Genomic DNA, 21,610 nt, shown 5'->3' with positions numbered 1-21,610 from the left:
TCCGCCGCGACACACCGAACGAAGATCAGCCGCCCATGGGCGGCTTTTTCGTTTCCCGCCGGAAGAAGCACACGGCGGCGGCTGACTGCTTATGCTGTGGATTTCAGACGTATCTGCGCCACCTGCATCGCCCGCACCCGCTCAATCCGCCGGCTTGCGCTCCAATCCCACAATCAGCTTCGCCAGCAACCCATCCAGTTGCGCCTGCTCCTTATGCGTCAACGACGCCATTGCCTGCTGCTCATTCGCCACGTGCAGCGGCAGCAGCTTGTCGATGAGCGCCAGGCCCGCCGGCGTAAGCCGCACGAGCGTGCTGCGCCGGTCATTGGGCGATGGCACGCGTTCGATAAGGCCCTTGCGCTCCAGACGGTCAAGGCGGCTGGTCATTGCGCCTGAGGACAGCATCAAGCCCTCGTGCAGGTCAGTGGGCGTCATGGCGTACGGGTTGCCCGACCGCCGCAGCGTGGCGATGACGTCGAACTCGCCTTGGTGCAGTTCGAACTGCGCGGCCAGCGGCAGGAACCAGTTGCGTTCCAGGAGATGCGTGGCTTCCAGCAGGCGCCCCACTAGCGCCATCACGTTGGCGTCGATGTCGGGGCGCTCGCGCTGCCACTCTTCCTGCGCGCGCCTTGCACGATCAGTCATGGTTGTCTCTGCATGAAGCTATTTAAGTTGGCAGCCATGATATCCCGTTGCCGAACCCATCGTGCCGTCTATATACTTCGACATCAAATAACTTGATGTCGAGATATCCATGTTGAGCGCGCGGTTACGCCCCCTGTTTGCCATCATCGCCATCGTGGCGGTGGCGCTGAATCTGCGGCCCGCGCTGGCGGCCATCGGGCCGTTGCTGGACATGATCCAGGGGGCCACCGGCGCGACCAATACGCAGGCAAGCCTGCTGACGACGTTGCCCGTGTTTGTCATGGGGATCTGCGCGCTCGCTGGCGCGCGCCTCACCAGATACTTGAATGAACGCGCCGGGATCGGGCTGGGGATCGCATTGGTGGCGCTGGCCTGCCTGGCGCGTTACGTCGCCGTGCAGACACACGGACTGCTGCTGACGGCGGCGCTGGCTGGCGTTGGCATTGCGCTGGTGCAGACCTTGCTGCCGGCCTTCATCAAACGTAATTTCGCGCATGACATGGGCCGGGTGTTCGGCTTGTACACCACCGGCATCATGGCGGGCGCGGCCGTCGCGGCGGCCAGCGCTGCGGGGTTGGCAGGCAGCTTGGGCTGGCCTGCCGCCTTGGCGTTCTGGAGCGTGCCCGCCGTGCTTGCGCTGCCGCTGTGGTTCAAGGCGACGCGAGATTGCGCTGATGCGCCATCGCCCAGCCACCGAACGGCTCGCACCGCCCCGCGCGCTTTTTGGCGCAATCTGCGGGCGTGGGAACTGATGCTGTTCTTTGGCATCGGCACCGGGGCCTACACGCTGGTGTTGGCGTGGTTGCCGCCGTTTTACACCGGTCTGGGGTGGGAGCCCTCCGCCGCCGGCTTTCTCCTGGGCGGCTTGACGCTGGCCGAAGTGATGGCGGGTCTGGCCGTGTCGGCGTGGATCGGCCGCTTTCCCGATCGCCGCAAACCGCTGGCCGCCGTGCTGACCATTCTGATCTGCGGACTGGCATGCCTGATCCTTGCTCCGCTCAAGTTGGCGCTGCTGGCGTGCCTCCTGCTCGGCATCGGAATCGGCGCGCTGTTTCCCTTGTCGCTGATCGTGGCGATGGACCACCTGGACGATCCGGCGCAAGCGGGAATGCTGGCGGCGTTCGTGCAAGGCGGCGGCTACTTGATTGCGAGCTTCATGCCGTTGCTGGCCGGTGTCCTGCGCGATCGGTTTGCGAGTTTGACCGAGGCATGGATCGTGATGCTGGCCGGCGCGGTCATACTACTGGCGCTGGCACTGCGGTTTTCGCCCGCGTCTTATCGGCGGATCGACGCCTGATTGTGCGCCCCTGCACCGCCCATACACATGCAGCCGCCCCGCAAACAACCTACGCACAGCGCTGGCACGTACAGCGTTTGCACAGACAGCCCTCGCATAACAAGCGCCCGAGCAAACAGCGCACACATCCACGATGCACACGCATAAAAAAGCGCCGCCCCCTCAAAAGGGGCGGCGCTTTCCATTGCAACCGCGGCAAGCCGCGGCGCGTTACTTCTTCTTCATCGGCGGCAAGTCGGTGCAAACACCTTCTGCAACTTCCGCCGCCATGCCCACCGATTCACCCAGCGTCGGGTGCGGGTGGATGGTCTTGGCGATGTCGACGACGTCGGCGCCCATTTCCACGGCCAGCGCCAGTTCGCTGATCAGATCGCCCGCGTGGGTGCCCACGATGCTGCCGCCCAGGATGCGATGCGTCTCGGCGTCGAAGATGAGCTTGGTGAAGCCCTCGTCGCGGCCGTTGGCGATGGCGCGGCCCGAGGCTGCCCACGGGAACACGCCCTTCTCGATCTTGATGCCCTGCTTCTTGGCTTCGTCCTCGGTCAGGCCGACCCACGCCACTTCCGGATCGGTGTAGGCCACCGACGGGATGACGCGCGCGTCGAAGAAGGACTTCTGGCCGGCGGCGGCTTCGGCGGCGACGTGGCCTTCATGCACGGCCTTGTGGGCGAGCATGGGTTGGCCGACGATGTCGCCGATGGCGTAGATGTGCGGCACGTTGGTGCGCATCTGACGGTCGACCTCGATGAAACCGCGGTCGGTGACGGCGATGCCCGCCTTGTCGGCGCCGATCTTCTTGCCATTGGGACTGCGGCCGACGGCCTGCAGCACCAGGTCGTAGCGTTGCGGTTCCTTGGGTGCGCCCTCGCCTTCGAAGGTGACGTAGATGCCGTCCTTCTTGGCTTCGGCGCCCACCGTCTTGGTCTTCAACATGATGTTGTCGAAGCGGTAGGCGTTTTTCTTCTGCCAGACCTTGACCAGGTCGCGGTCCGCGCCCTGCATCAGGCCGTCCAGCATTTCCACCACGTCCAGGCGCGCGCCCAGCGTGGAGTACACCGTGCCCATTTCCAGGCCGATGATGCCGCCGCCGATGATGAGCATCTTCTTGGGCACTTCACGCAGCAGCAAGGCGCCGGTGGAGTCGACGATGCGCTCGTCCTGCGGCATGAACGGCAGCTTCACCGACTGGCTTCCGGCCGCGATGATGGCCTGCTTGAAGCGCAGGGTCTGCGACTTGCCGTCGGCGCCCTTGACGGTCAGGTGGTTGGCATCGGCGAATTCGCCCACGCCGGTCACCACGGTGACCTTGCGCGCCTTGGCCATGCCGGCCAGGCCGCCGGTCAGCTTGGCAACCACGCTGTCCTTGTAGCCGCGCAGCTTGTCCAGATCGATCTTGGGCTCGCCGAAGCTGATGCCGTGGGCAGCCAGCTCGCGGGCTTCGTCGATGATGGCGGCGTTGTGCAGCAGCGCCTTGGACGGAATGCAGCCCACGTTCAGGCAGACGCCGCCCAGCGTGCTGTAGCGTTCGACCAGAACCACGGACAGGCCCAGGTCGGCGGCGCGGAAGGCGGCGGAGTAGCCGCCGGGGCCCGCGCCCAGCACCAGCATGTCGTATTCGCCATCGGCCGAGCCGCTGAACGTGGCGGCGGCAGGCGCGGCGGCCTTGGCAGCGGGCGCTTCGGACTTGGGCGCGTCGGCCTTGGCGGCCGGCTTGGCATCAGCCTTGGACTCGGCCTTGGGAGCCTCTTCCTTGGCGGCGTCAGCAGCCGCTTCCACTTCCAGCACGACCGCGCCTTCAGCGACCTTGTCGCCGACCTTCACGGCGATGGACTTGACCACGCCGCCTTGCGACGCGGGGATCTCCATCGAGGCCTTGTCGGATTCGACGGTGATCAGGCTTTGTTCCGCCTTGATCGTGTCGCCCACGGCCACCAGCACCTCGATGACTTCCACTTCCTTGAAGTCGCCGATGTCCGGCACTTTGATTTGAACGGTATTGCTCATAGGGCTCCCCGTTTACAGCGCGATGCGGCGGAAGTCGGCCAGCAGCGCACCCAGATAGGCGTTGAAGCGCGCGGCCGAGGCGCCGTCGATGACGCGGTGGTCATAGGACAGCGACAGCGGCACGATCAGGCGCGGCACGAACTGCTTGCCGTCCCACACGGGCTTGTGCGAGGAGCGAGACACACCCAGGATCGCCACTTCAGGCGCGTTGATGATGGGCGTGAACGAGGTGCCGCCGATGCCGCCGAGCGACGAGATCGAGAAGCAGCCGCCCTGCATTTCCGCGGGCGAGATCTTGCCGTCGCGCGCCTTCTTGGACAGGTCCGTCATTTCCTGGGCGATCTGCAGGATGCCCTTCTTGTCGGCATCGCGGATCACCGGCACCACCAGCCCGTTGGGCGTGTCGGCCGCAAAACCGATGTGGTAGTACTGCTTGAGCACCAGGTTGTCGCCGTCCAGCGAGGCGTTGAACTCGGGGAATTTCTTCAGGGCCGCGACCACGGCCTTGATCAGGAAGGCCAGCATCGTGACCTTGATGCCCGACTTCTCGTTTTCCTTGTTCAGCGTGACGCGCAGCGCTTCCAGGTCGGTGATGTCCGCTTCGTCGTTGTTGGTGACGTGCGGGATCATGACCCAGTTGCGGTGCAGGTTCGCACCGGAAATCTTCTTGATGCGCGACAGCGGCTTGGCTTCGATCGGGCCGAACTTGGTGAAGTCGACCTTCGGCCACGGCAACAGGCCCAGCGCGGCGCCATCGGCCGGACCACCGGCAGCAGCGGCCGCCGGCGCAGCCGACAGGGCCTGCTTGACGAAACCGCGCACGTCGTCAGCGGTGATGCGTTCCTTGGGACCCGAGCCCTTGACCTTGGACAGGTTCACGCCCAGTTCGCGCGCAAACTTGCGCACGGACGGCGACGCGTGGGGCAATTGGCCCGGCTTGAGGTTGGCGTCTTCCAGCGCGGCGGCGGGAGCCGGACGCGAGGCGGATGCGGCAGCCTCGGGCTTGGCTTCGGCCTTGGCTTCAGGCTTGGCAGCCGGCGCCGCGGCTTCGGACTTGGCGGCCGGGGCGGCAGCGGCTTGCGCGCCGCCTTCCACCACCACCACGATCGAGCCCTTGGCGACCTTGTCGCCGACCTTGACCTTCACTTCCTTGACCACGCCGCCTTGCGAAGCCGGGATCTCCATCGAGGCCTTGTCGGACTCGACGGTGATCAGGCTTTGCTCGGCCTTGATGGTGTCGCCGACCGCGACCATGACTTCGATGACTTCGACTTCCTTGAAGTCGCCGATGTCCGGCACTTCGATCTCGACCGGGCCGCTGGAGGCAGCCGGCGCCGAGGCCTCGGCCTTGGGCGCAGCGGCGGCGGCCTGCTTGGGCTCTTCCTTGGCGGCCGGCTTGGCGTCGGCCTTGGGGGCCTCTTCCTTGGCGGCGCCGGAGGCGGCCTCTTCCACTTCCAGCACGACCGCGCCTTCGGCGACCTTGTCGCCGACCTTCACGGTGATGGACTTGACCACGCCGCCTTGCGACGCGGGAATTTCCATCGAGGCCTTGTCGGATTCGACCGTGATCAGGCTTTGTTCCGCCTTGATCGTGTCGCCCACGGCAACCAGCACTTCAATGACTTCCACTTCCTTGAAGTCGCCGATGTCGGGAACCTTGATTTGCACGATGTTGCTCATGTCTCTTTACCCTCAGGCGTATTGCGGGTTGGCTTTGTTCGGATTGATGCCGTATTTCTTGATGGCTTCGGCCACCTTGGCAACCGGCACCTTGCCTTCGTCGGCCAGCGCGCGCAGCGCGGCGACGACGACGAAGTGGCGATCCACCTCGAAGTGCTCGCGCAGCTTGGCGCGGAAATCCGAGCGGCCGAAACCATCGGTGCCCAGCACCTTGTATTCGCGGCCCTTGGGCACGAACGGACGGATCTGGTCCGCAAAGAGCTTCATGTAGTCGGTCGACGCGATGATCGGGCCTTCCGTCTTGGCCAGCTGTTCCGTGACGTAAGCCACCTGCGGCTTCTTCTCGTCGGGGTGCAGCATGTTGTGGCGTTCGGCGTCCAGACCGTTGCGGCGCAGCTCGGTGAAGCTGGTGACGCTCCAGATGTCGGAGGCGACGTCCCAGTCGGCAGCCAGCAGTTCCTGAGCGGCCATGACTTCGCGCAGGATGGTGCCCGAACCCATGAGCTGCACGCGGTTCTTGCCCTTGCCGTGCGACTTGAGCTTGTACATGCCCTTGATGATGCCTTCCTCGTCGCCCTTGGTCAGACCGGGCTGCGGGTAGTTTTCGTTCATCACCGTCAGGTAGTAATAGACGTTTTCCTGGTCTTGCACCATGCGCTTCAGACCGTGCTGAATGATCACGGCGAGCTCATGGCCGAACGTCGGGTCGTACGACACGCAGTTCGGGATGGTCGAGGCCAGGATGTGGCTGTGGCCGTCTTCGTGCTGCAGGCCTTCGCCGTTCAGCGTCGTGCGGCCGGCAGTGCCGCCCAGGAGGAAGCCGCGCGCCTGCATGTCGCCGGCGGCCCAGGCCAGATCGCCGATCCGCTGGAACCCGAACATCGAGTAGTAGATGAAGAACGGGATCATGATGCGGTTGTTCGAGGAGTACGACGTGGCCGCCGCAATCCACGAGCTCATCGCGCCCGCTTCGTTGATGCCTTCCTGCAGGAGCTGGCCGTCGGCCGCTTCCTTGTAGTACATGACCTGGTCCTTGTCGACCGGCGTGTACTTCTGGCCTTCCGGCGCGTAGATGCCGATCTGGCGGAACAGGCCTTCCATGCCGAAGGTGCGCGATTCGTCGGCCAGGATCGGCACGACGCGCGGACCCAGTTCCTTGTCGCGCAGCACCTGATTCAGGATGCGCACGAAGGCTTGGGTGGTCGAGATTTCGCGGCCTTCCGCGGTGGGTTCCAGCACGGCCTTGAAGGCGTCCAGCGCCGGGGCCTTCAGTTGCTCGTCGGCCTTGGCGCGGCGGCGCGGCAGGTAGCCGCCCAGCGCGGCACGGCGCTCGTGCAGGTACTTCATTTCGGGCGAGTCTTCGGCCGGCTTGAAGTACGGCAGGTCTTCCAGCTTGTCGTCCGGGATCGGGATGCCGAAGCGGTCGCGGAATTCGCGGATGGAGTCGAGCTCCAGCTTCTTTTGCTGGTGGGTCGGGTTCTTGGCCTGGCCGACGTGGCCCATGCCGTAGCCCTTGATGGTCTTGGCCAGAATGACGGTCGGCTGGCCGGTATGGTCGCTGGCCGACTTGAAGGCCGCGTACACCTTGTGGGGGTCATGGCCGCCACGGTTCAGGCGCCAGATGTCCTCGTCGCTCATGCGCGACACGGCTTCGAGCAGCTTGGGGTGCTTGCCGAAGAAGTGTTCGCGGACGAACTTGCCGTCGTTGGCCTTGTACGCCTGGTACTCGCCGTCGACGGTTTCTTCCATGATCTGGCGCAGGATGCCTTCCTTGTCGTGCGCAAGCAGCGGATCCCAGTAGCCGCCCCAGATCAGCTTGATGACGTTCCAGCCCGAACCGCGGAAGTCGCCTTCCAGTTCCTGGATGATCTTGCCGTTGCCGCGCACCGGGCCGTCCAGGCGCTGCAGGTTGCAGTTGATGACGAAGATCAGGTTGTCGAGCTTTTCGCGGGCCGCCAGGGCGATGGCGCCCAGCGACTCGGGTTCGTCCATTTCGCCGTCGCCGCAGAACACCCAGACCTTGCGGTTGCTGGTGTCGGCGATGCCGCGGGCGTGCAGGTACTTCAGGAAACGGGCCTGGTAGATGGCCATCAGCGGGCCCAGGCCCATCGACACCGTCGGGAACTGCCAGAAGTCCGGCATCAGCTTCGGATGCGGGTACGAGGACAGGCCCTTGCCGTCCACTTCCTGGCGGAAGTGATTCAACTGGTCTTCGGTCAGGCGGCCTTCGAGGTAGGCGCGGCCGTACATGCCGGGCGAGGTGTGGCCCTGGAAGTAGACCAGGTCGCCGCCGTGGCCTTCGTCTTCAGCGTGCCAGAAGTGGTTCTGGCCGCAGCCGATCATGGTGGCCAGCGAGGCGAACGACGCGATGTGACCGCCCAGATCGCCGCCATCGGGCGGGTTGTGCTTGTTGGCCTTGACGACCATGGCCATGGCGTTCCAGCGCACGTACGAGCGGATGCGCGATTCCAGTTCCAGGTTGCCCGGGTGCGCCGGCTCCAGGCCGGGCGGAATCGTGTTGACGTAAGCGGTATTGGGCGAGAACGGGATATGCGCGCCGGAGCGACGGGCTTCGTCGATCAGGCGTTCCAGCAGGTAATGGGCGCGCTGCGGTCCTTCGCGATCAAGGACGGCTGCCAGGGCTTCGAGCCACTCCTGGGTTTCAAGGGTGTCTTCGTCGTTGGCGGCCTGTACGGCGCCAGCCTGGGCGTTAGAGGACATCGTGTGTCTCCTGTTGGGGTTCGTCGTGACCACACACCCGCTTATTTATCTACTCGCGGACATTGCATGGTAGCCGGGATCATCCGGGCTACCATGCAATGCATGGGGTCGGGGTGTTCAAAGGACCTGCCAGGGGCGGGTTTCCTGTCAGGCGGCATTCTAAGAAAGAAGATTAACCGGTCGCAAGGAAAATTTCATGTTGCGGTACGGCATTTCATAATGCGGAAAGTTGACCGGAAGCTGCATTGCTAAACGCCATACTTTTTATGGTCTAGGCCGAATGGGGGACTTGATTCCCGGCAATTCCCTCCCAACACGCACTAAAATGCGCGGTCTACCGGCCCCGAATTCCATGTCCAGCGCGCCCAAGTCCAACATACCCACGCCTTTCCACGACCACGCCCGCACCCGGCGGCGCGGGGTGTACTGGGTCACGCCCGCCATGGTGCTGATCCTCTATATCTGTGTGATGGCGGTGTTCTTCTGGTTGCAGCGCATCCATGACGACAGCGTCATGTTTGTCACCATAGACCAGGAGCTACGGCAGCAACGCCTGATCTGGGTCGTGCTGGCGCTGTCCTGCGTCATCGTCATCAGCCTGTTGATGCTGTGGCGCTATACCCGCTTCCGGTCCACCGCCGAGGCCGCGCTCATCGCCGAAACGGGTTTTCGGCGCGCCATGGAAAACTCCATGTCCACGGGCATGCGGGTGCTCGACATGGAGGGCCGCATCGCCTACGTGAACCCGGCCTTCTGCCGGATGATCGGCTGGAACGAGGCCGACCTGATCGGCCGCAGCCCGCCCTTCCCGTATTGGGTGCCGGGCCGCCACGAACAGCACCAGCACACGCTGGACGTGCTGATGTCGGGCAAGACGCCCAGCAGCGGCCTGGAAGTCGAAGCGCAGCGGCGCGATGGCTCGCGCTTTACGGCGCGCATGTACGTGTCGCCGCTGCTGGACCCCAACGGCAATCAGATCGGCTGGATGACATCCATGACCGACATCACCGAACCCAAGCGCATCCGCGAGGCCCTGACCGCCGCGCACGAACGGTTCATGACCGTGCTGGAAGGCCTGGACGACGCCATCTCGGTCACCGCCGACACCCACGACGGGCTGGAACTGCTGTTTGCCAACCGCACGTACCGCCGCGTGTTCGGGGCGCAGACCGGTGGCCACGACGAGCTGCTGGCCGGCCGCCGCGGCCGCTTCACCGACGAATCGGTCGAGGTCTTTGCGCCGTCGGTGCAGCGCTGGTTTGAAGTGCACCACCGCATGCTGGCCTGGACCGACGGCCGCCGCGTGCGCATGCAGGTGGCGCGCGACATCACCGAGCGCCGCGGCCACGAGGAAGCGTCGCGCGTGCAGCAGGAAAAAATCCAGCTCACCAGCCGTCTGACCACCATGGGCGAAATGGCCTCGTCGCTGGCGCACGAGCTGAACCAGCCGCTGACGGCCATCGCCAACTACAGCATGGGTGCGGTGGCGCTGGTCAAGGCCGGCCACACCAGTCCCAACATGCTGCTGCCCGCGCTGGAAAAGGCTGCGTCCCAGGCCGAGCGCGCCGGCAAGATCATCAGCCGCATCCGCGAGTTCGTGAAGCGCAGCGAGCCGCGCCGCCAGCGCGTGGCCATCGGCCGCATTGTCGACAACGCCATCGGCTTTGCCGAAATCGACGCCCGCAAGCGCCGCATCCGCATCGACAGCTTCGTGCCGTCCAACGCGCCCGATGTCCTGGCCGACCCCATCCTGATCGAACAGGTGCTGCTGAACCTGCTCAAGAACGGGCTGGAAGCCATGGAAAAGAGCGAGTCCGACGAGCTTAAGGTTGCCGTAATTCTTCACGAGCAGCATATCGAGGTGGCCGTGGTGGACCGCGGTCACGGCCTGGCCGAACCCGAGCGCCTGTTCGAACCGTTCTTCAGCACCAAGTCGCAGGGCCTGGGCATGGGGCTGAACATCTGCCGTACCATTATCGAATCGCATCACGGCCGCCTGTGGGCTGACCCCAATCCCGCCGGCGGTACTATCTTCCGCTTCACCCTGCCCTGCGCTGCGACCCAGACGCAGGCCCAGAACGATCAGTCCGAGGAGTTGCACGCATGAACACGCCCCACCTGTCGAGCACGGTATTCATTGTCGATGACGACGAAGCGGTCCGCGATTCGCTGCGCTGGCTGCTGGAAGCCAATGGATACCGCGTTCGCGCCTACGCCAGCGGCGAGTCCTTCCTGGAAGACTACGACGCCAGCCAGATCGGCGTGCTGATCGCCGACGTGCGCATGCCCGGCATGAGCGGCCTGGAGCTGCAGGAACAGCTCATCATCCGCAACGCGCCGCTGCCCATCGTGTTCATCACCGGCCACGGCGACGTGCCGATGGCGGTGTCCACCATGAAGAAAGGCGCCGTCGACTTCCTGGAAAAGCCGTTCAACGAATCCGACCTGCGCGAAATCGTGGCGCGCATGCTGGAGCAGGCCACGCAGCGCGTGAGCAAGCACCAGGCCCAGAAGGACCACGAAGCCATGCTGGCGCGCCTGACCGCGCGCGAGCAACAGGTGCTGGAGCGCATCGTCGCCGGCCGCTTGAACAAGCAGATCGCCGACGACCTGGGCATCAGCATCAAGACCGTCGAGGCGCACCGCGCCAACATTATGGAAAAACTTGAAGTGACCACCGTTGCAGATTTGATGAAAGTGGCCTTGGCCAAACCCGAGGCACACGCATGACCGCAAGGATTATTGACGGCGCGGCCCTTTCGCAGCGCATTCGCGAAGAAGTCGCCCAGCGTGTTTCGGCCCTGGCCGCCAAGGGCACCCGCCCCGGCCTGGCCGTTGTGCTGGTCGGCGCGGACCCCGCCTCGCAGGTATATGTGCGCAACAAGGTCGCGGCCTGCGAAAAGGCCGGACTGCATTCCGTGAAAGAGCAATACCCGGCCGAGATGACCGAGGCCGAACTGCTGGCCCGCATCGACGTGCTGAATCAGGACCCCAGCATCCACGGCATCCTGGTGCAGCTGCCGCTGCCCAAGCACATGGACGCCCACAAGGTCATCGAGGCCATCGCGGCCGAGAAGGACGTGGACGGCTTCCATATCAGCAACGCGGGCCTGCTCATGACCGGCCAGCCGCTGTTCCGCCCCTGCACGCCGTATGGCGTGATGAAGATGCTGGAATCCGAAGGCGTGACGCTGCGCGGCGCTGAGGCCGTCATCGTCGGCGCCAGCAACATCGTGGGCAAGCCCATGGCCATGCTGCTGCTGCAGGCCGGCGCCACCATCACGATCTGCAACTCCAAGACGCGCGACCTGGCGGCCCAGACCCGCCGCGCCGACGTGCTGGTCGTGGCCACCGGCAAGCCCGGCATGATCGACGGCTCGATGATCAAGCCCGGCGCCGTCGTCATCGACGTGGGCATCAACCGCGGCGCCGACGGCAAGCTGTGCGGCGACGTGGATTTTGCTTCCGCCAAGGAAGTGGCCGGCGCGATCACCCCCGTGCCGGGCGGCGTGGGTCCGATGACCATCGCCATGCTGCTGGTCAATACGGTCGAAGCGGCGGAACGCGCTGCGGGTTAAAGCGTGGATCTCGGTGTCTGACACCCATGTGAGATGCACTTCAGATTGAACGGGTGCCTCATGGGTGTCAGACACCTGCCGAAACTTGAGGCAGCCGCATGGGGCCATCCCCTTGGTCAGCCCTTGCGTTCGGGCCTATCGCCCTCACCTGATCCTTATCGCCTTCGCCGGCGCGCCTGGCGCGCCGCCTGCCACTCAATAAGCCGGTAACACCATGACCCAGAACCCCCTGCTCGCTCCCGTGTCCGAACTGGTCGATTACGCGGCCGTCAAACCCGCGCACATCGTGCCTGCCGTCGAGGAACTGCTGGGCATCGCCCGCAAGGCGGTCGACCAGGCCGCCGACCCCGCGCTCGCACCCACCTGGGAAGCCGTGGCAGAACCCCTGGACACCGCGTCCGAGCGCCTGTGGCGCGCCTGGTCGGTGGCGGGTCACCTGAATGCCGTGGTCAACACGCCGGAACTGCGCGAAGCCTATAACGCCGCCCTGCCGCTGGTCACCGAGTTTTCCACCTGGGTCGGCCTGCACGAAGGCCTGTACAAGCAATACCAGCGGCTGGCCGCGTCGCCCGATTTTGCGTCCTGGACGCCGGTGCGCCGCCGCATCGTCGAGATGGCCCTGCGTGATTTCCGCCTGAGCGGCGTCGAGCTGCAGGGCGCCGACCGCGAACGCTATGCCGCGATTTCCGACCGCGAGGCGCAGGCCTCGCAAAAATTCTCCGAGAACGTGCTGGACTCCATCGACGCGTGGTCGCTGATCGTCGAAGACGAGAGCCGCCTGGCCGGTATTCCGGCCGACGTGGTTGCTGCGGCGCGCGCCGCCGCCGACGAAGACGGCAAGGCCGGCTGGAAGCTCACGCTGAAGATGCCCTGCTACCTGCCCGTCATGCAGTACGCCAAGGACCGCTCGCTGCGCGAGGCGCTGTACCGTGGCTACGGCACGGTCGCGTCCGAACAGGGCGACGCCAAGTTCGACAACTCGCCGCTGATCGAAGAACTGCTTTCGCTGCGCGCCGAGGAATCGGGCCTGCTGGGCCTGGGGACCTTTGCCGCGCTGCGCCTGCAGACGCGCATGGCCCGCGACGCCAAGGAAGTCACCGTGTTCCTGCGCGACCTGGCCGCCCGCGCCAAGCCGTACGCGCAGCGCGATCTGGCTGAACTTACCGCCTACGCCACCGGCGAACTCGGGCTGGACAGCCTGCAGCCCTGGGACGTGGCCTACGCCTCGGAACGCCTGCGTGAATCGCGCTACGCGTATTCGGAAGACGAGGTGAAGCAGTACTTCACCGAGCCGCGCGTGCTGGCTGGCCTGTTTGACGTCATCCAGACCCTGTTCGGCGTGCGCCTGACGGAAACGCCCGTGTCGTCCTGGCACGGCGACGTGCGCGGCGTTCGGGTCGAAAGCCCCGAAGGCGCGCTGATCGGCCACTTGTACCTGGACCTGTACGCGCGCGCCGGCAAGCAGAACGGAGCCTGGGTCGACAGCGAGCGCACGCGCCGCGTCGTGGCCGGCAAGGTGCAGACGCCGATTGCGTACCTGACGTGCAATTTCTCGCGCCCCAACGGCGACCGTCCGGCCGTGCTGACGCATGACGACGTCATCACCCTCTTCCACGAAACCGGCCACGCGCTGCATGCGCTGCTGTCCGAGGTCGACGAGCCCGGCGCCGCCGCGTTCGCCAGCGTGGAATGGGACGCCATCGAACTGCCCTCGCAATTCATGGAGAACTTCTGCTGGGAATGGGCGGTGGTGCAGAAGCTGTCGGCGCACGTGGACACCGGCGAGCCGCTGCCGCGCGCGCTCTACGACCGCCTGGTCGCCGCCCGCAATTACCAGAGCGGCATGCAGACCGTGCGCCAGATCGAGTTCGCGCTGTTCGACATGCTGATGCACGACCGCAGCAAGGGCGCGTCGATTTCCGAAGTGCTGGCGCTCCTGCAGGAAGTGCGCAAGGAAGTCGCCGTGCTGTTCCCGCCCGAATGGCACCGTCTGCCGCATGCCTTCTCGCATCTGTTCGCGGGCGGCTACGGCGCGGGCTATTACAGCTACAAGTGGGCCGAAGTGCTGTCGGCGGATGCGTACGAGGCCTTCGAGGAAGCGGCGGCCAAGCAGGCCGGCAACGCGCTGGGCACGCTGGATCCGGAAACCGGTGCGCGTTTCCGCCGCGAAGTGCTGGCCGTGGGCGGCTCGCGCCCGGCGGCCGAATCGTTCGCCGCCTTCCGCGGCCGCGCGCCTCGCATCGACGCGTTGCTGCGCCATAGCGGGATGACGGCGAGCTGATGGCGGTGTCTGACTCCCGTGGCTTTGCCGGCAACTTGGCATTGGACGGTGTCTGACACTTTAAATACGCGGCGGCACGCGCTGCCCCCAGCCAAGACGGCCCGCCATCGAGCGGGCCGTTTTTTTGCCATGGACTTGCGCGCGCACAAGGCGTGGCCGCCGTATACCGCTTTCCTCAGATCCAGCAGGTAGAATCCGAAAGGTTTACCCCCTTCCGGCTACTGGACCCATGCGACACCTGATTACCGGCCGCTTCTTTCGCGGACTGCTGTTGAGCTTGTGTGTGTTTCTTGCCGCCTGCGGCGACAGAAACGTGGACTGGACGCTTTACAACGTCAAGGGCCACCTGCCGGATCTGAAGTTCTCGCTGCCCGGCGCGGGCGGCAAGACGGTCAGCAGCGACGACCTGAAGGGCAAGACGGTACTGCTGTTTTTCGGCTACGCCAGTTGCCCGGACATCTGCCCGACGACCATGGCGCAATTGACTGCCGTGCTGCAGAACCTGGGCGACAAGGCCAAGGACGTGCGCATCCTGTTCGTCAGCGTGGACCCGCATCGCGACACGCCGGACATCCTGCAGGCCTACGTCAACGCCTTCAACAACAACGCCATCGGCGTGACGGGCAACGAAAGGCAGGTCGCGGACCTGGCGCGCCGCTATCGCGTGGCCTACCAGATCGAAAAGCCCCGCCCCGGCGACGATGCCGACATGTACGAGGTGATGCACAGCCGCGGCGTGTACATCTTCGACAAAGACGGCAAGGCGCGCCTGCTGGCGTCAGACACCGACAGCATCGAGACGCTCACCAAAGACGTGCGCCAGCTTATCGACCTGACTTCCTGACACGGCGGGCGGGTCCGCACACCAGTTGTTACAACGGTGGCGTACGGGGCGCGGGTATCCGTGGGTATCATCAATCCACTTCGCCCCCTTTTCCCTAGTAAGGAGTACGCGCATGAGCATCATCATCATGATCATCGTCGGGTTCATCGTGGGACTGATCGCCCGCGCCATCATGCCCGGGGACCAGAACATGGGGATCATCATGACCACCATTCTGGGCATCATCGGCGCCGTCGTTGCCGGCTTTCTGGGCCAGTCGCTGGGGTGGTACCAGCCCGGCGAACCTGCTGGCTGGATCGGATCCGTCGTCGGCGCGATCATCGTGCTGTTCGTGGTGGGCCTGATCGCCAAGAAGCGCGCCTGACGTCTGCGCGTCTCACAGGCAAGAAAAAACGGGCCGATCGCAAGATCGGCCCGTTTTGCATTGCACGCGCGAAACTCGCGCCTGGATGTCAGCCCGCCGGCGTCGCAGGCGTGGCGGGCGCCGTCGCCGTGCGTTCCGTCCACCCGCCGCCCAGCACCTTGTACAGCGTGACCAGGTTGGTCAGGCGCGCCAGACGCGTGTCGACCAGCGCCTGCTGCGAGGTGTAGAGCGAGCGCTGCGAATCCAGCACGCTCAGGTAGTCGTCGATGCCCTGCCGGAAACGTTGCTCCGACGCGTCATACGCGCGCTGGTTGGCGTCCACCAGCAGGCGCTGGGCCTGGATCTGCTCGTCCAGCGTGCCGCGGCCGGCCAGCGCGTCCGCGACTTCGCGGAAACCCGTCTGGATCGACTTCTCGTACTGGGCTACCTGGATGTTCTTCTGCACCTTCGCCAGGTCCAGCCCCGCCAGCAGCGAGCCGCCCGCGAAGATCGGCACGGTGATCTGGGGCACGAAGCTCCACGCCCCCGAACCGCCGTCGAACAAGCCGCCCAGGCTGGCGCTGGCGGTGCCGGCCGAACCCGTCAGGCTGATGGTCGGGAAGAATGCCGCGCGCGCCGCGCCGATGTTGGCGTTGGCGCCCTTGAGCTGATGCTCGGCCGCGCGGATGTCCGGGCGGCGGACCAGCAGGTCGGACGGCAGGCCGGCGGGCAGCGTGGTCGGCAGCATGCTGTCGTCCAGCTTGATCGCGTTGTCCAGCGCCGCGACTATCTGCGGCGACAGCGGCTGCCCGACCAGCAGCACCAGCGCATTGCGGTCCTGCGCGGCCTGGCGCGTGTATTGCGACAGGTTGCGCTGGGCCGTGCGCAGCGACACCTCGGCCTGGCTCAGGTCCAGCGCCGTGGACAGGCCCTGGTCGTAGCTCTGCTTGGTCAGGTTGTAGGAATCTTCCTGGCTCTTGAGCGTGTCTCGCGTCAGGCTGAGCAGCTCCTGGTCCGCACGCAGCGTCAGGTAAGCATTCGCAACCTCGGCGATCAGCGTGAGCTGCGTGGCGGTGCGCGTCTCGTCCAGCGCCAGATAGGATTCCAGCGCCTGGTCGCTCAGGCTGCGGATGCGGCCAAAAAGGTCCAGTTCCCAGGCGGACATGGCAGCGCCCACCTGATAGCTGTGGCTGGTGGTGGCCTGGCCGCTGGGCGACAGGTCGGCCGGCGTGCGCTGGCCAGAGCCCTGCCCGGCCACGCCGATACTGGGCGCCAGGTCCGCGCGCTGGATGCGGTACTGCGCGCGCGCCGCCTCGACGTTCAGTGCCGCCACGCGCAGGTCGCGGTTGTTGACGAGCGACTGTTCGATCAGCTGCTGCAGGAGCGGATCGCCGAAAAAGTCGCGCCAGCCGATGTCGGCCACGGCCATGCCGCCCGGCGCGGCCGCCTGGGCCGCGTTGTAGGCGGCGCCCGTGGGATAGGCGGCGTCGATGGGCGCGTCGGGGCGCTCATACGTGGGGGCCAGCGAGCAGCCCGCCAGGGCCGCCGCCAGGGATACAGACAGCAAGGTTCTCATCTGGAGTTTCATTACGGTTGGCCCTCCGCCGGCACGTCGTGCGGCCCCTTGGCGCTGGTGTCGTGCTTGTCGACGTTTTCGCTCATGCGCTTGACCTTGAACACGCGCAGCATGATCACGAAGAACGCCGGGACGAAGAAGATGGCCAGGAAGGTGCCGGTCAGCATGCCGCCGATGACGCCCGTGCCGATGGCGTTCTGGCTGCCCGAGCCCGCGCCGCTGGAAATCGCCAGCGGGGTCACGCCCAGGATGAACGCCAGGGACGTCATCAGGATGGGACGCAGGCGCTGACGGGCAGCGTGGATGGCCGACTCGGTCAGGCTGGCGCCCGATTCATAGTGCTCCTTGGCGAACTCCACGATCAGGATGGCGTTTTTGGCCGCCAGCCCGATTGTCGTCAAGAGACCCACCTGGAAGAACACGTCGTTGGACAGGCCGCGCATCAGCGTGGCCAGCAGCGCGCCGATGATCCCTAGCGGCACCACCAGCATGACCGCGGACGGAATGGTCCAGCTTTCATAGAGCGCCGCCAGGCACAGGAACACCACGATGAGCGAGATCGCGTACAACGCGGGCGCCTGCGCGCCGGACAGGCGTTCTTCGAACGACAGGCCGGTCCACTCGAAGCCGACGCCGACCGGCAGCTTGGCCGCCAGGCGTTCCATTTCTTCCATGGCTGCGCCCGAGCTGTAGCCCGGCGCCGCCTGGCCCTGGATGTTGTACGACGGCACGCCGTTGTAGCGGTTCAGCTTCTGCGGGCCGAAGCTCCACGTCGCGCTGGAGAACGCCGAGAACGGGACCATGTCGCCATCCTTGTTGCGCACGTACCATTTGTTCAGGTCTTCCGGCAGCATGCGCGAGGATGCCTCGCCCTGCGCGAACACCTTCTTCACGCGGCCGCGGTCGATGAAGTCGTTGACGTACGACGAACCCCATGCGGTGGCCAGCGTGCTGTTGATGTCCGACACGGCCACGCCCAGGGCGCGGGCCTTTTCGCGGTCGATGTCCAGCTGGTACTGCGGTGCGTCTTCGATGCCGTTGGGACGCACGCCCGCCAGCACCGGGCTCTTGCCGGCCTCGCCCAGCAGCTGGTTGCGCGCGGCAAGCAGCTTCTCGTGGCCCACGCCGGCGCGGTCCATCAGCTGGAAGTCAAAGCCGGTGACGTTGCCCAGTTCCATGACGGAAGGCGGCGGCACGACGAACAGTTGCGCGCGGCGTTCCGTCTTGGCGAAGTGCGCGTTGGCGCGTCCCGCCACGGCGGCGGCCTTCAGGCTGGCGTCGCCGCGCTCTTCCCAGTCGCGCAGCTTGATGAACAGGATGGACGCGTTCTGGCCGCGGCCGCCGAAGTTGAAGCCGTTGACCGCGAACACCGAGGTAACGGCATCCTTTTCTTCGGTCAGCAGGTACTTGGTGGCGTCGTCGATGACGGCCTTGGTGGCTTCGGCGGTGGCGCCGGCGGGCGTCTGGATCTGGGCGAACAGAATGCCCTGGTCTTCGGCCGGCAGGAACGCGGTCGGGATGCGGGTGAACATCCAGCCCATCGCAATGACCAGCGCCAGGTAGACGACCATCAGGCGCTTGGTGCGGTTCAGGCCGCGGGCCACGGTATTGGCGTAACCGTTGCTGCTGCGCTCGAACGTGCGGTTGAACCAGCCGAAAAAGCCCTTCTTGGCGCCGTGGTGGCCCTTCGGAATGGGTTTCAGCAGCGTCGCGCACAAGGCCGGCGTGAACACGATGGCGACAATCACGGACAGCACCATCGAGGACACGATCGTGATCGAGAACTGGCGGTAGATGACGCCCGTGGAGCCGCCGAAGAACGCCATGGGGACGAACACGGCGGCCAGCACCATCGCGATGCCGATCAGGGCGCCGGTGATCTGACTCATGGACTTGCGGGTGGCCTGCTTGGGCGTGAGGCCCTCTTCGGCCATCACCCGCTCGACGTTTTCGACCACCACGATGGCGTCGTCGACGAGCAGACCGATGGCCAGCACCATCCCGAACATCGTCAAGGTGTTGATGGAATAGCCGAACGCCGCCAGCACGCCGAACGTGCCCAGCAGCACCACCGGCACGGCCAGCGTGGGAATGATGGTGGCGCGGAAGTTCTGCAGGAAGAGATACATCACCAGGAACACCAGGATGATGGCCTCGACCAGCGTCTTGAACACTTCATGGATCGACAGGCTGACGAACGGCGTCGTGTCGTACGGATAGACGACCTCCATGCCCGGCGGGAAATACGGCTTGAGGTTGTTGATGGTGTCGCGCACCGCCTGCGCCGTGTCCAGCGCGTTGGCGCCCGGCGCCAGCTTGATGGCCAGGCCCGAGGCCGGATTGCCGTTGTAGAAGCTGTCGATGGCGTAGGTCTGGCCGCCCAGTTCGATCCGCGAAACGTCGCGCAGGCGCACCTGCGAACCGTCGGAATTAACCTTCAGCAGGATCTGGCCGAAGTCTTCGGCCGTCTGCAGGCGCGACGGTCCGATGATGGTGGCGTTCAGCTGCTGGCCGCGCACGGACGGCAGGCCGCCCAATTGCCCGGACGAGACCTGGACGTTCTGTTCCTTGATGGCGGTGGTGATGTCGACCGTGGTCAGCCCGTAGTTGACGAGCTTGGCGGGGTCCAGCCAGATCCGCATCGCGTACTGCGAGCCGAAGAGCTGGAAGTCGCCCACGCCCTGCGTGCGGCTGATGGGATCCTGGACGTACGAGGCGACGTAGTCGGCCAGGTCGTCCTTGGTCATCGTGCCGTCGGTGGACACGAAGCCCGCCACGATCAGGAAGTTCTTCGTGGCCTTGGTGACGCGGATGCCCTGCTGCTGCACTTCCTGCGGCAAGAGCGGCTGCGCCAGCGCCAGCTTGTTCTGGACCTGCACCTGCGCGGTGTCGGGATTGGTGCCCTGCTTGAAGGTCAGCGTGATGGACATGCTGCCGTCGGAGTTGCTTTCCGACGAGATGTACTGCAGGCCGTCAAGACCGTTCATCTGCTGCTCGATCACCTGCACCACGGTGTCCTGCACGGTCTGCGCGGACGCGCCCGGGTAGGTCACCGCGATGCCGATGGCGGGCGGCGCGATGTTGGGGTACTGGGCGACCGGAAGCTGCAGGATGGACAGCGCGCCGGCCAGCATCAGCACGATCGCGATCACCCAGGCAAAAACCGGCCTGTCGATAAAAAACTTTGCCATGCGTGGCTCCTGATTACTGCTTGGCCGGCGCGGCGGGGGCAGCGGCCCCCTGCGCATTGGCCGCTTGCGGCTGGGCCTTGGCGCCGGCTTCGGTGGCGACCACTTCAACGCCGGGGCGGACCATCTGCAGGCCTTCCACGATCACGCGGTCGCCGGCAGCCAGGCCGTCGGTGACGAGCCACTTGTCGCCGATGGCGCGGTCGGTCTTCAGATCGCGCAGTTCAACCTGGTTCTTGGCGTTGACGACAAGCGCGGTCGGCTGGCCGCGCTGATTGCGCGTCACACCGCGCTGCGGCACCAGCAGGCCATCGGCGGCAACGCCGTCAGCCAGGCGCGCCCGCACGAACATGCCGGGCAACAGACGCCGGTCGGGGTTGGGGAACACGGCGCGCAGCGTGATCGAGCCCGTGCCCGGGTCGACGGTCACTTCGGAGAACTGGAGCTTGCCGGACTCTTTGTATTGCGAGCCGTCTTCCAGCGTCAGCGTGACCAGCGCGGCCTGCTCGCCGTCCAGCTTCTTGAGCTGGCCGGTGGCCAACGCGTCCTGCAGACGCAGGAGCTGCACGCTGGACTGCGTGACGTCGACGTAGATCGGGTCGATCTGCTGCACCGCGGCCAGCGCGCTGGTCTGGTTGGCCGTTACGAGCGCGCCTTCGGTCACGGCCGAGCGGCCGATGATGCCGTCGATCGGCGACAACACCTTGGTGTAGACGAGATTGATGCGGGCCGTGTCCAGCGCCGCCTTGGCCGACAGCACGTCGGCAGCAGCCTGATCGCGCGAGGCGACGGCGTTGTCGTAGGTCTGCTGGCTGACCGCGCGGGTGGCGACCAGCGGCTTGTAGCGCTCGGCCAGCAGCGCGGCGGTCTTTTGCTGCGCCTGGGCGCGGGCCAGCGCGGCCTTCTGGCTGTCGACGTTGGCTTGATAGAGGGCGGGGTCGATCTGATAGAGCTGTTGGCCGGCCTTGACCTCGCCGCCCTCGGTGAAGAGGCGCTTCTGGACGATGCCGTTGACCTGCGGGCGGACTTCGGCGACGCGGAAGGCAGAGGTGCGGCCGGGCAGTTCGGTGGTGAGGGAAACGGGCTGCGTCGCCAATGTGACGACCGTCACTTGCGGCTTGCCGCCCTGAGGCGCCTCTTGCTTCTTGCCGCAAGCGGCCAGTGTGAGGGCCGATGCCGTCAGCGCGACAACGGCCGCGCCGCGCCACATAGCGCTTTTCTTATTCATAGATTGCATTCCCGATTTCAATAAAAGTTGCCCCACGCCGCGCATGCGCCGCGTGCCTGATGGCCGTGTATGGCCGGATTGCCTGGGGCGATTCTGCGAAGAACATCAGCCCGTCGGACCGTCTTGGCGCGGTCCGCGGCGTTCGACCTGGGTGGATTCGCGTAGAACACGCAAGGCTGGACGTTTATCGCATTGCTGCATTGCAGAACTCGCATTCTGAGTTAT

General features: G+C 65.5%; 14 protein-coding genes. 7 read left to right on the top strand and 7 right to left on the bottom strand.

Annotated features, from left to right (window positions below):
• Nucleotides 1-141: 141 nt before the first annotated feature.
• Nucleotides 142-645: a MarR family winged helix-turn-helix transcriptional regulator gene (locus tag CLM73_RS11080; RefSeq protein WP_105238471.1), complete on the bottom strand. Its 504-nt coding sequence runs from the start codon at nucleotides 643-645 to the stop codon at nucleotides 142-144.
• A 112-nt stretch (nucleotides 646-757) separates the two neighbouring features.
• On the opposite strand from CLM73_RS11080, the gene CLM73_RS11075 reads away from it, so the two are divergent.
• Nucleotides 758-1,942 carry an MFS transporter gene (locus CLM73_RS11075; protein ID WP_199778325.1) on the top strand — a complete coding sequence of 395 codons (1,185 nt, stop codon included), beginning with the start codon at nucleotides 758-760 and terminating at the stop codon, nucleotides 1,940-1,942.
• Nucleotides 1,943-2,152: 210 nt separating this feature from the next.
• Here CLM73_RS11075 and lpdA read toward each other — a convergent pair whose 3' ends face one another.
• From lpdA to aceE, 3 genes are read right to left on the bottom strand one after another with little or no spacing between them, the layout of a single operon-like run.
• Nucleotides 2,153-3,946: a dihydrolipoyl dehydrogenase gene (lpdA, locus tag CLM73_RS11070; RefSeq protein WP_105238470.1), complete on the bottom strand. Its 1,794-nt coding sequence runs from the start codon at nucleotides 3,944-3,946 to the stop codon at nucleotides 2,153-2,155.
• A 12-nt stretch (nucleotides 3,947-3,958) separates the two neighbouring features.
• The gene (aceF, locus tag CLM73_RS11065; RefSeq protein ID WP_105238469.1) at nucleotides 3,959-5,626 is read right to left on the bottom strand and encodes a dihydrolipoyllysine-residue acetyltransferase; all 1,668 of its coding nucleotides are present in this window, start codon (nucleotides 5,624-5,626) and stop codon (nucleotides 3,959-3,961) included.
• A 12-nt stretch (nucleotides 5,627-5,638) separates the two neighbouring features.
• Nucleotides 5,639-8,347 carry a pyruvate dehydrogenase (acetyl-transferring), homodimeric type gene (gene aceE / locus CLM73_RS11060; RefSeq protein ID WP_105238468.1) on the bottom strand — a complete coding sequence of 903 codons (2,709 nt, stop codon included), beginning with the start codon at nucleotides 8,345-8,347 and terminating at the stop codon, nucleotides 5,639-5,641.
• 352 nt (nucleotides 8,348-8,699) lie between these two features.
• On the opposite strand from aceE, the gene CLM73_RS11055 reads away from it, so the two are divergent.
• From CLM73_RS11055 to CLM73_RS11030, 6 genes are all read left to right on the top strand, one after another.
• Nucleotides 8,700-10,454: a PAS domain-containing sensor histidine kinase gene (locus CLM73_RS11055; protein WP_105238467.1), complete on the top strand. Its 1,755-nt coding sequence runs from the start codon at nucleotides 8,700-8,702 to the stop codon at nucleotides 10,452-10,454.
• Complete coding sequence (locus CLM73_RS11050) at nucleotides 10,451-11,077, top strand: response regulator transcription factor (protein WP_056570132.1); 627 nt, start codon at nucleotides 10,451-10,453, stop codon at nucleotides 11,075-11,077. Before CLM73_RS11055 ends, CLM73_RS11050 begins: the two co-directional genes overlap by 4 nt.
• Nucleotides 11,074-11,925, top strand: a complete 852-nt coding sequence (folD, locus tag CLM73_RS11045; RefSeq protein ID WP_105238466.1) for a bifunctional methylenetetrahydrofolate dehydrogenase/methenyltetrahydrofolate cyclohydrolase FolD — start codon at nucleotides 11,074-11,076, stop codon at nucleotides 11,923-11,925. Before CLM73_RS11050 ends, folD begins: the two co-directional genes overlap by 4 nt.
• Nucleotides 11,926-12,139: 214 nt before the next feature.
• Nucleotides 12,140-14,206 carry a M3 family metallopeptidase gene (locus CLM73_RS11040; protein WP_105238465.1) on the top strand — a complete coding sequence of 689 codons (2,067 nt, stop codon included), beginning with the start codon at nucleotides 12,140-12,142 and terminating at the stop codon, nucleotides 14,204-14,206.
• Between the two features lie 229 nt (nucleotides 14,207-14,435).
• Nucleotides 14,436-15,050, top strand: a complete 615-nt coding sequence (locus tag CLM73_RS11035) for an SCO family protein (RefSeq protein WP_105238464.1) — start codon at nucleotides 14,436-14,438, stop codon at nucleotides 15,048-15,050.
• 112 nt (nucleotides 15,051-15,162) lie between these two features.
• Nucleotides 15,163-15,414: a GlsB/YeaQ/YmgE family stress response membrane protein gene (locus CLM73_RS11030; RefSeq protein WP_105238463.1), complete on the top strand. Its 252-nt coding sequence runs from the start codon at nucleotides 15,163-15,165 to the stop codon at nucleotides 15,412-15,414.
• A gap of 88 nt (nucleotides 15,415-15,502) precedes the next feature.
• Here CLM73_RS11030 and adeC read toward each other — a convergent pair whose 3' ends face one another.
• The 3 genes from adeC to CLM73_RS11015 are packed head-to-tail and all read right to left on the bottom strand — an operon-like array spanning nucleotide 15,503 to nucleotide 21,367.
• A complete protein-coding gene (adeC, locus tag CLM73_RS11025) occupies nucleotides 15,503-16,981 on the bottom strand; it encodes an AdeC/AdeK/OprM family multidrug efflux complex outer membrane factor (protein ID WP_105238462.1) in 1,479 nt (492 codons plus the stop codon).
• Nucleotides 16,981-20,160, bottom strand: a complete 3,180-nt coding sequence (locus tag CLM73_RS11020; protein ID WP_105238461.1) for an efflux RND transporter permease subunit — start codon at nucleotides 20,158-20,160, stop codon at nucleotides 16,981-16,983. The genes adeC and CLM73_RS11020 overlap by 1 nt, the downstream gene beginning before the upstream one ends.
• A gap of 13 nt (nucleotides 20,161-20,173) precedes the next feature.
• The gene (locus CLM73_RS11015) at nucleotides 20,174-21,367 is read right to left on the bottom strand and encodes an efflux RND transporter periplasmic adaptor subunit (RefSeq protein WP_105238460.1); all 1,194 of its coding nucleotides are present in this window, start codon (nucleotides 21,365-21,367) and stop codon (nucleotides 20,174-20,176) included.
• Between the last annotated feature and the right edge of the window lie 243 nt (nucleotides 21,368-21,610).

The sequence above is a fragment of the Achromobacter spanius genome (assembly GCF_002966795.1).
In the GTDB taxonomy this organism is placed as follows: Bacteria; Pseudomonadota; Gammaproteobacteria; order Burkholderiales; family Burkholderiaceae_B; genus Achromobacter; species Achromobacter spanius_D.
This window is presented reverse-complemented; position numbering and strand designations above follow the sequence as displayed.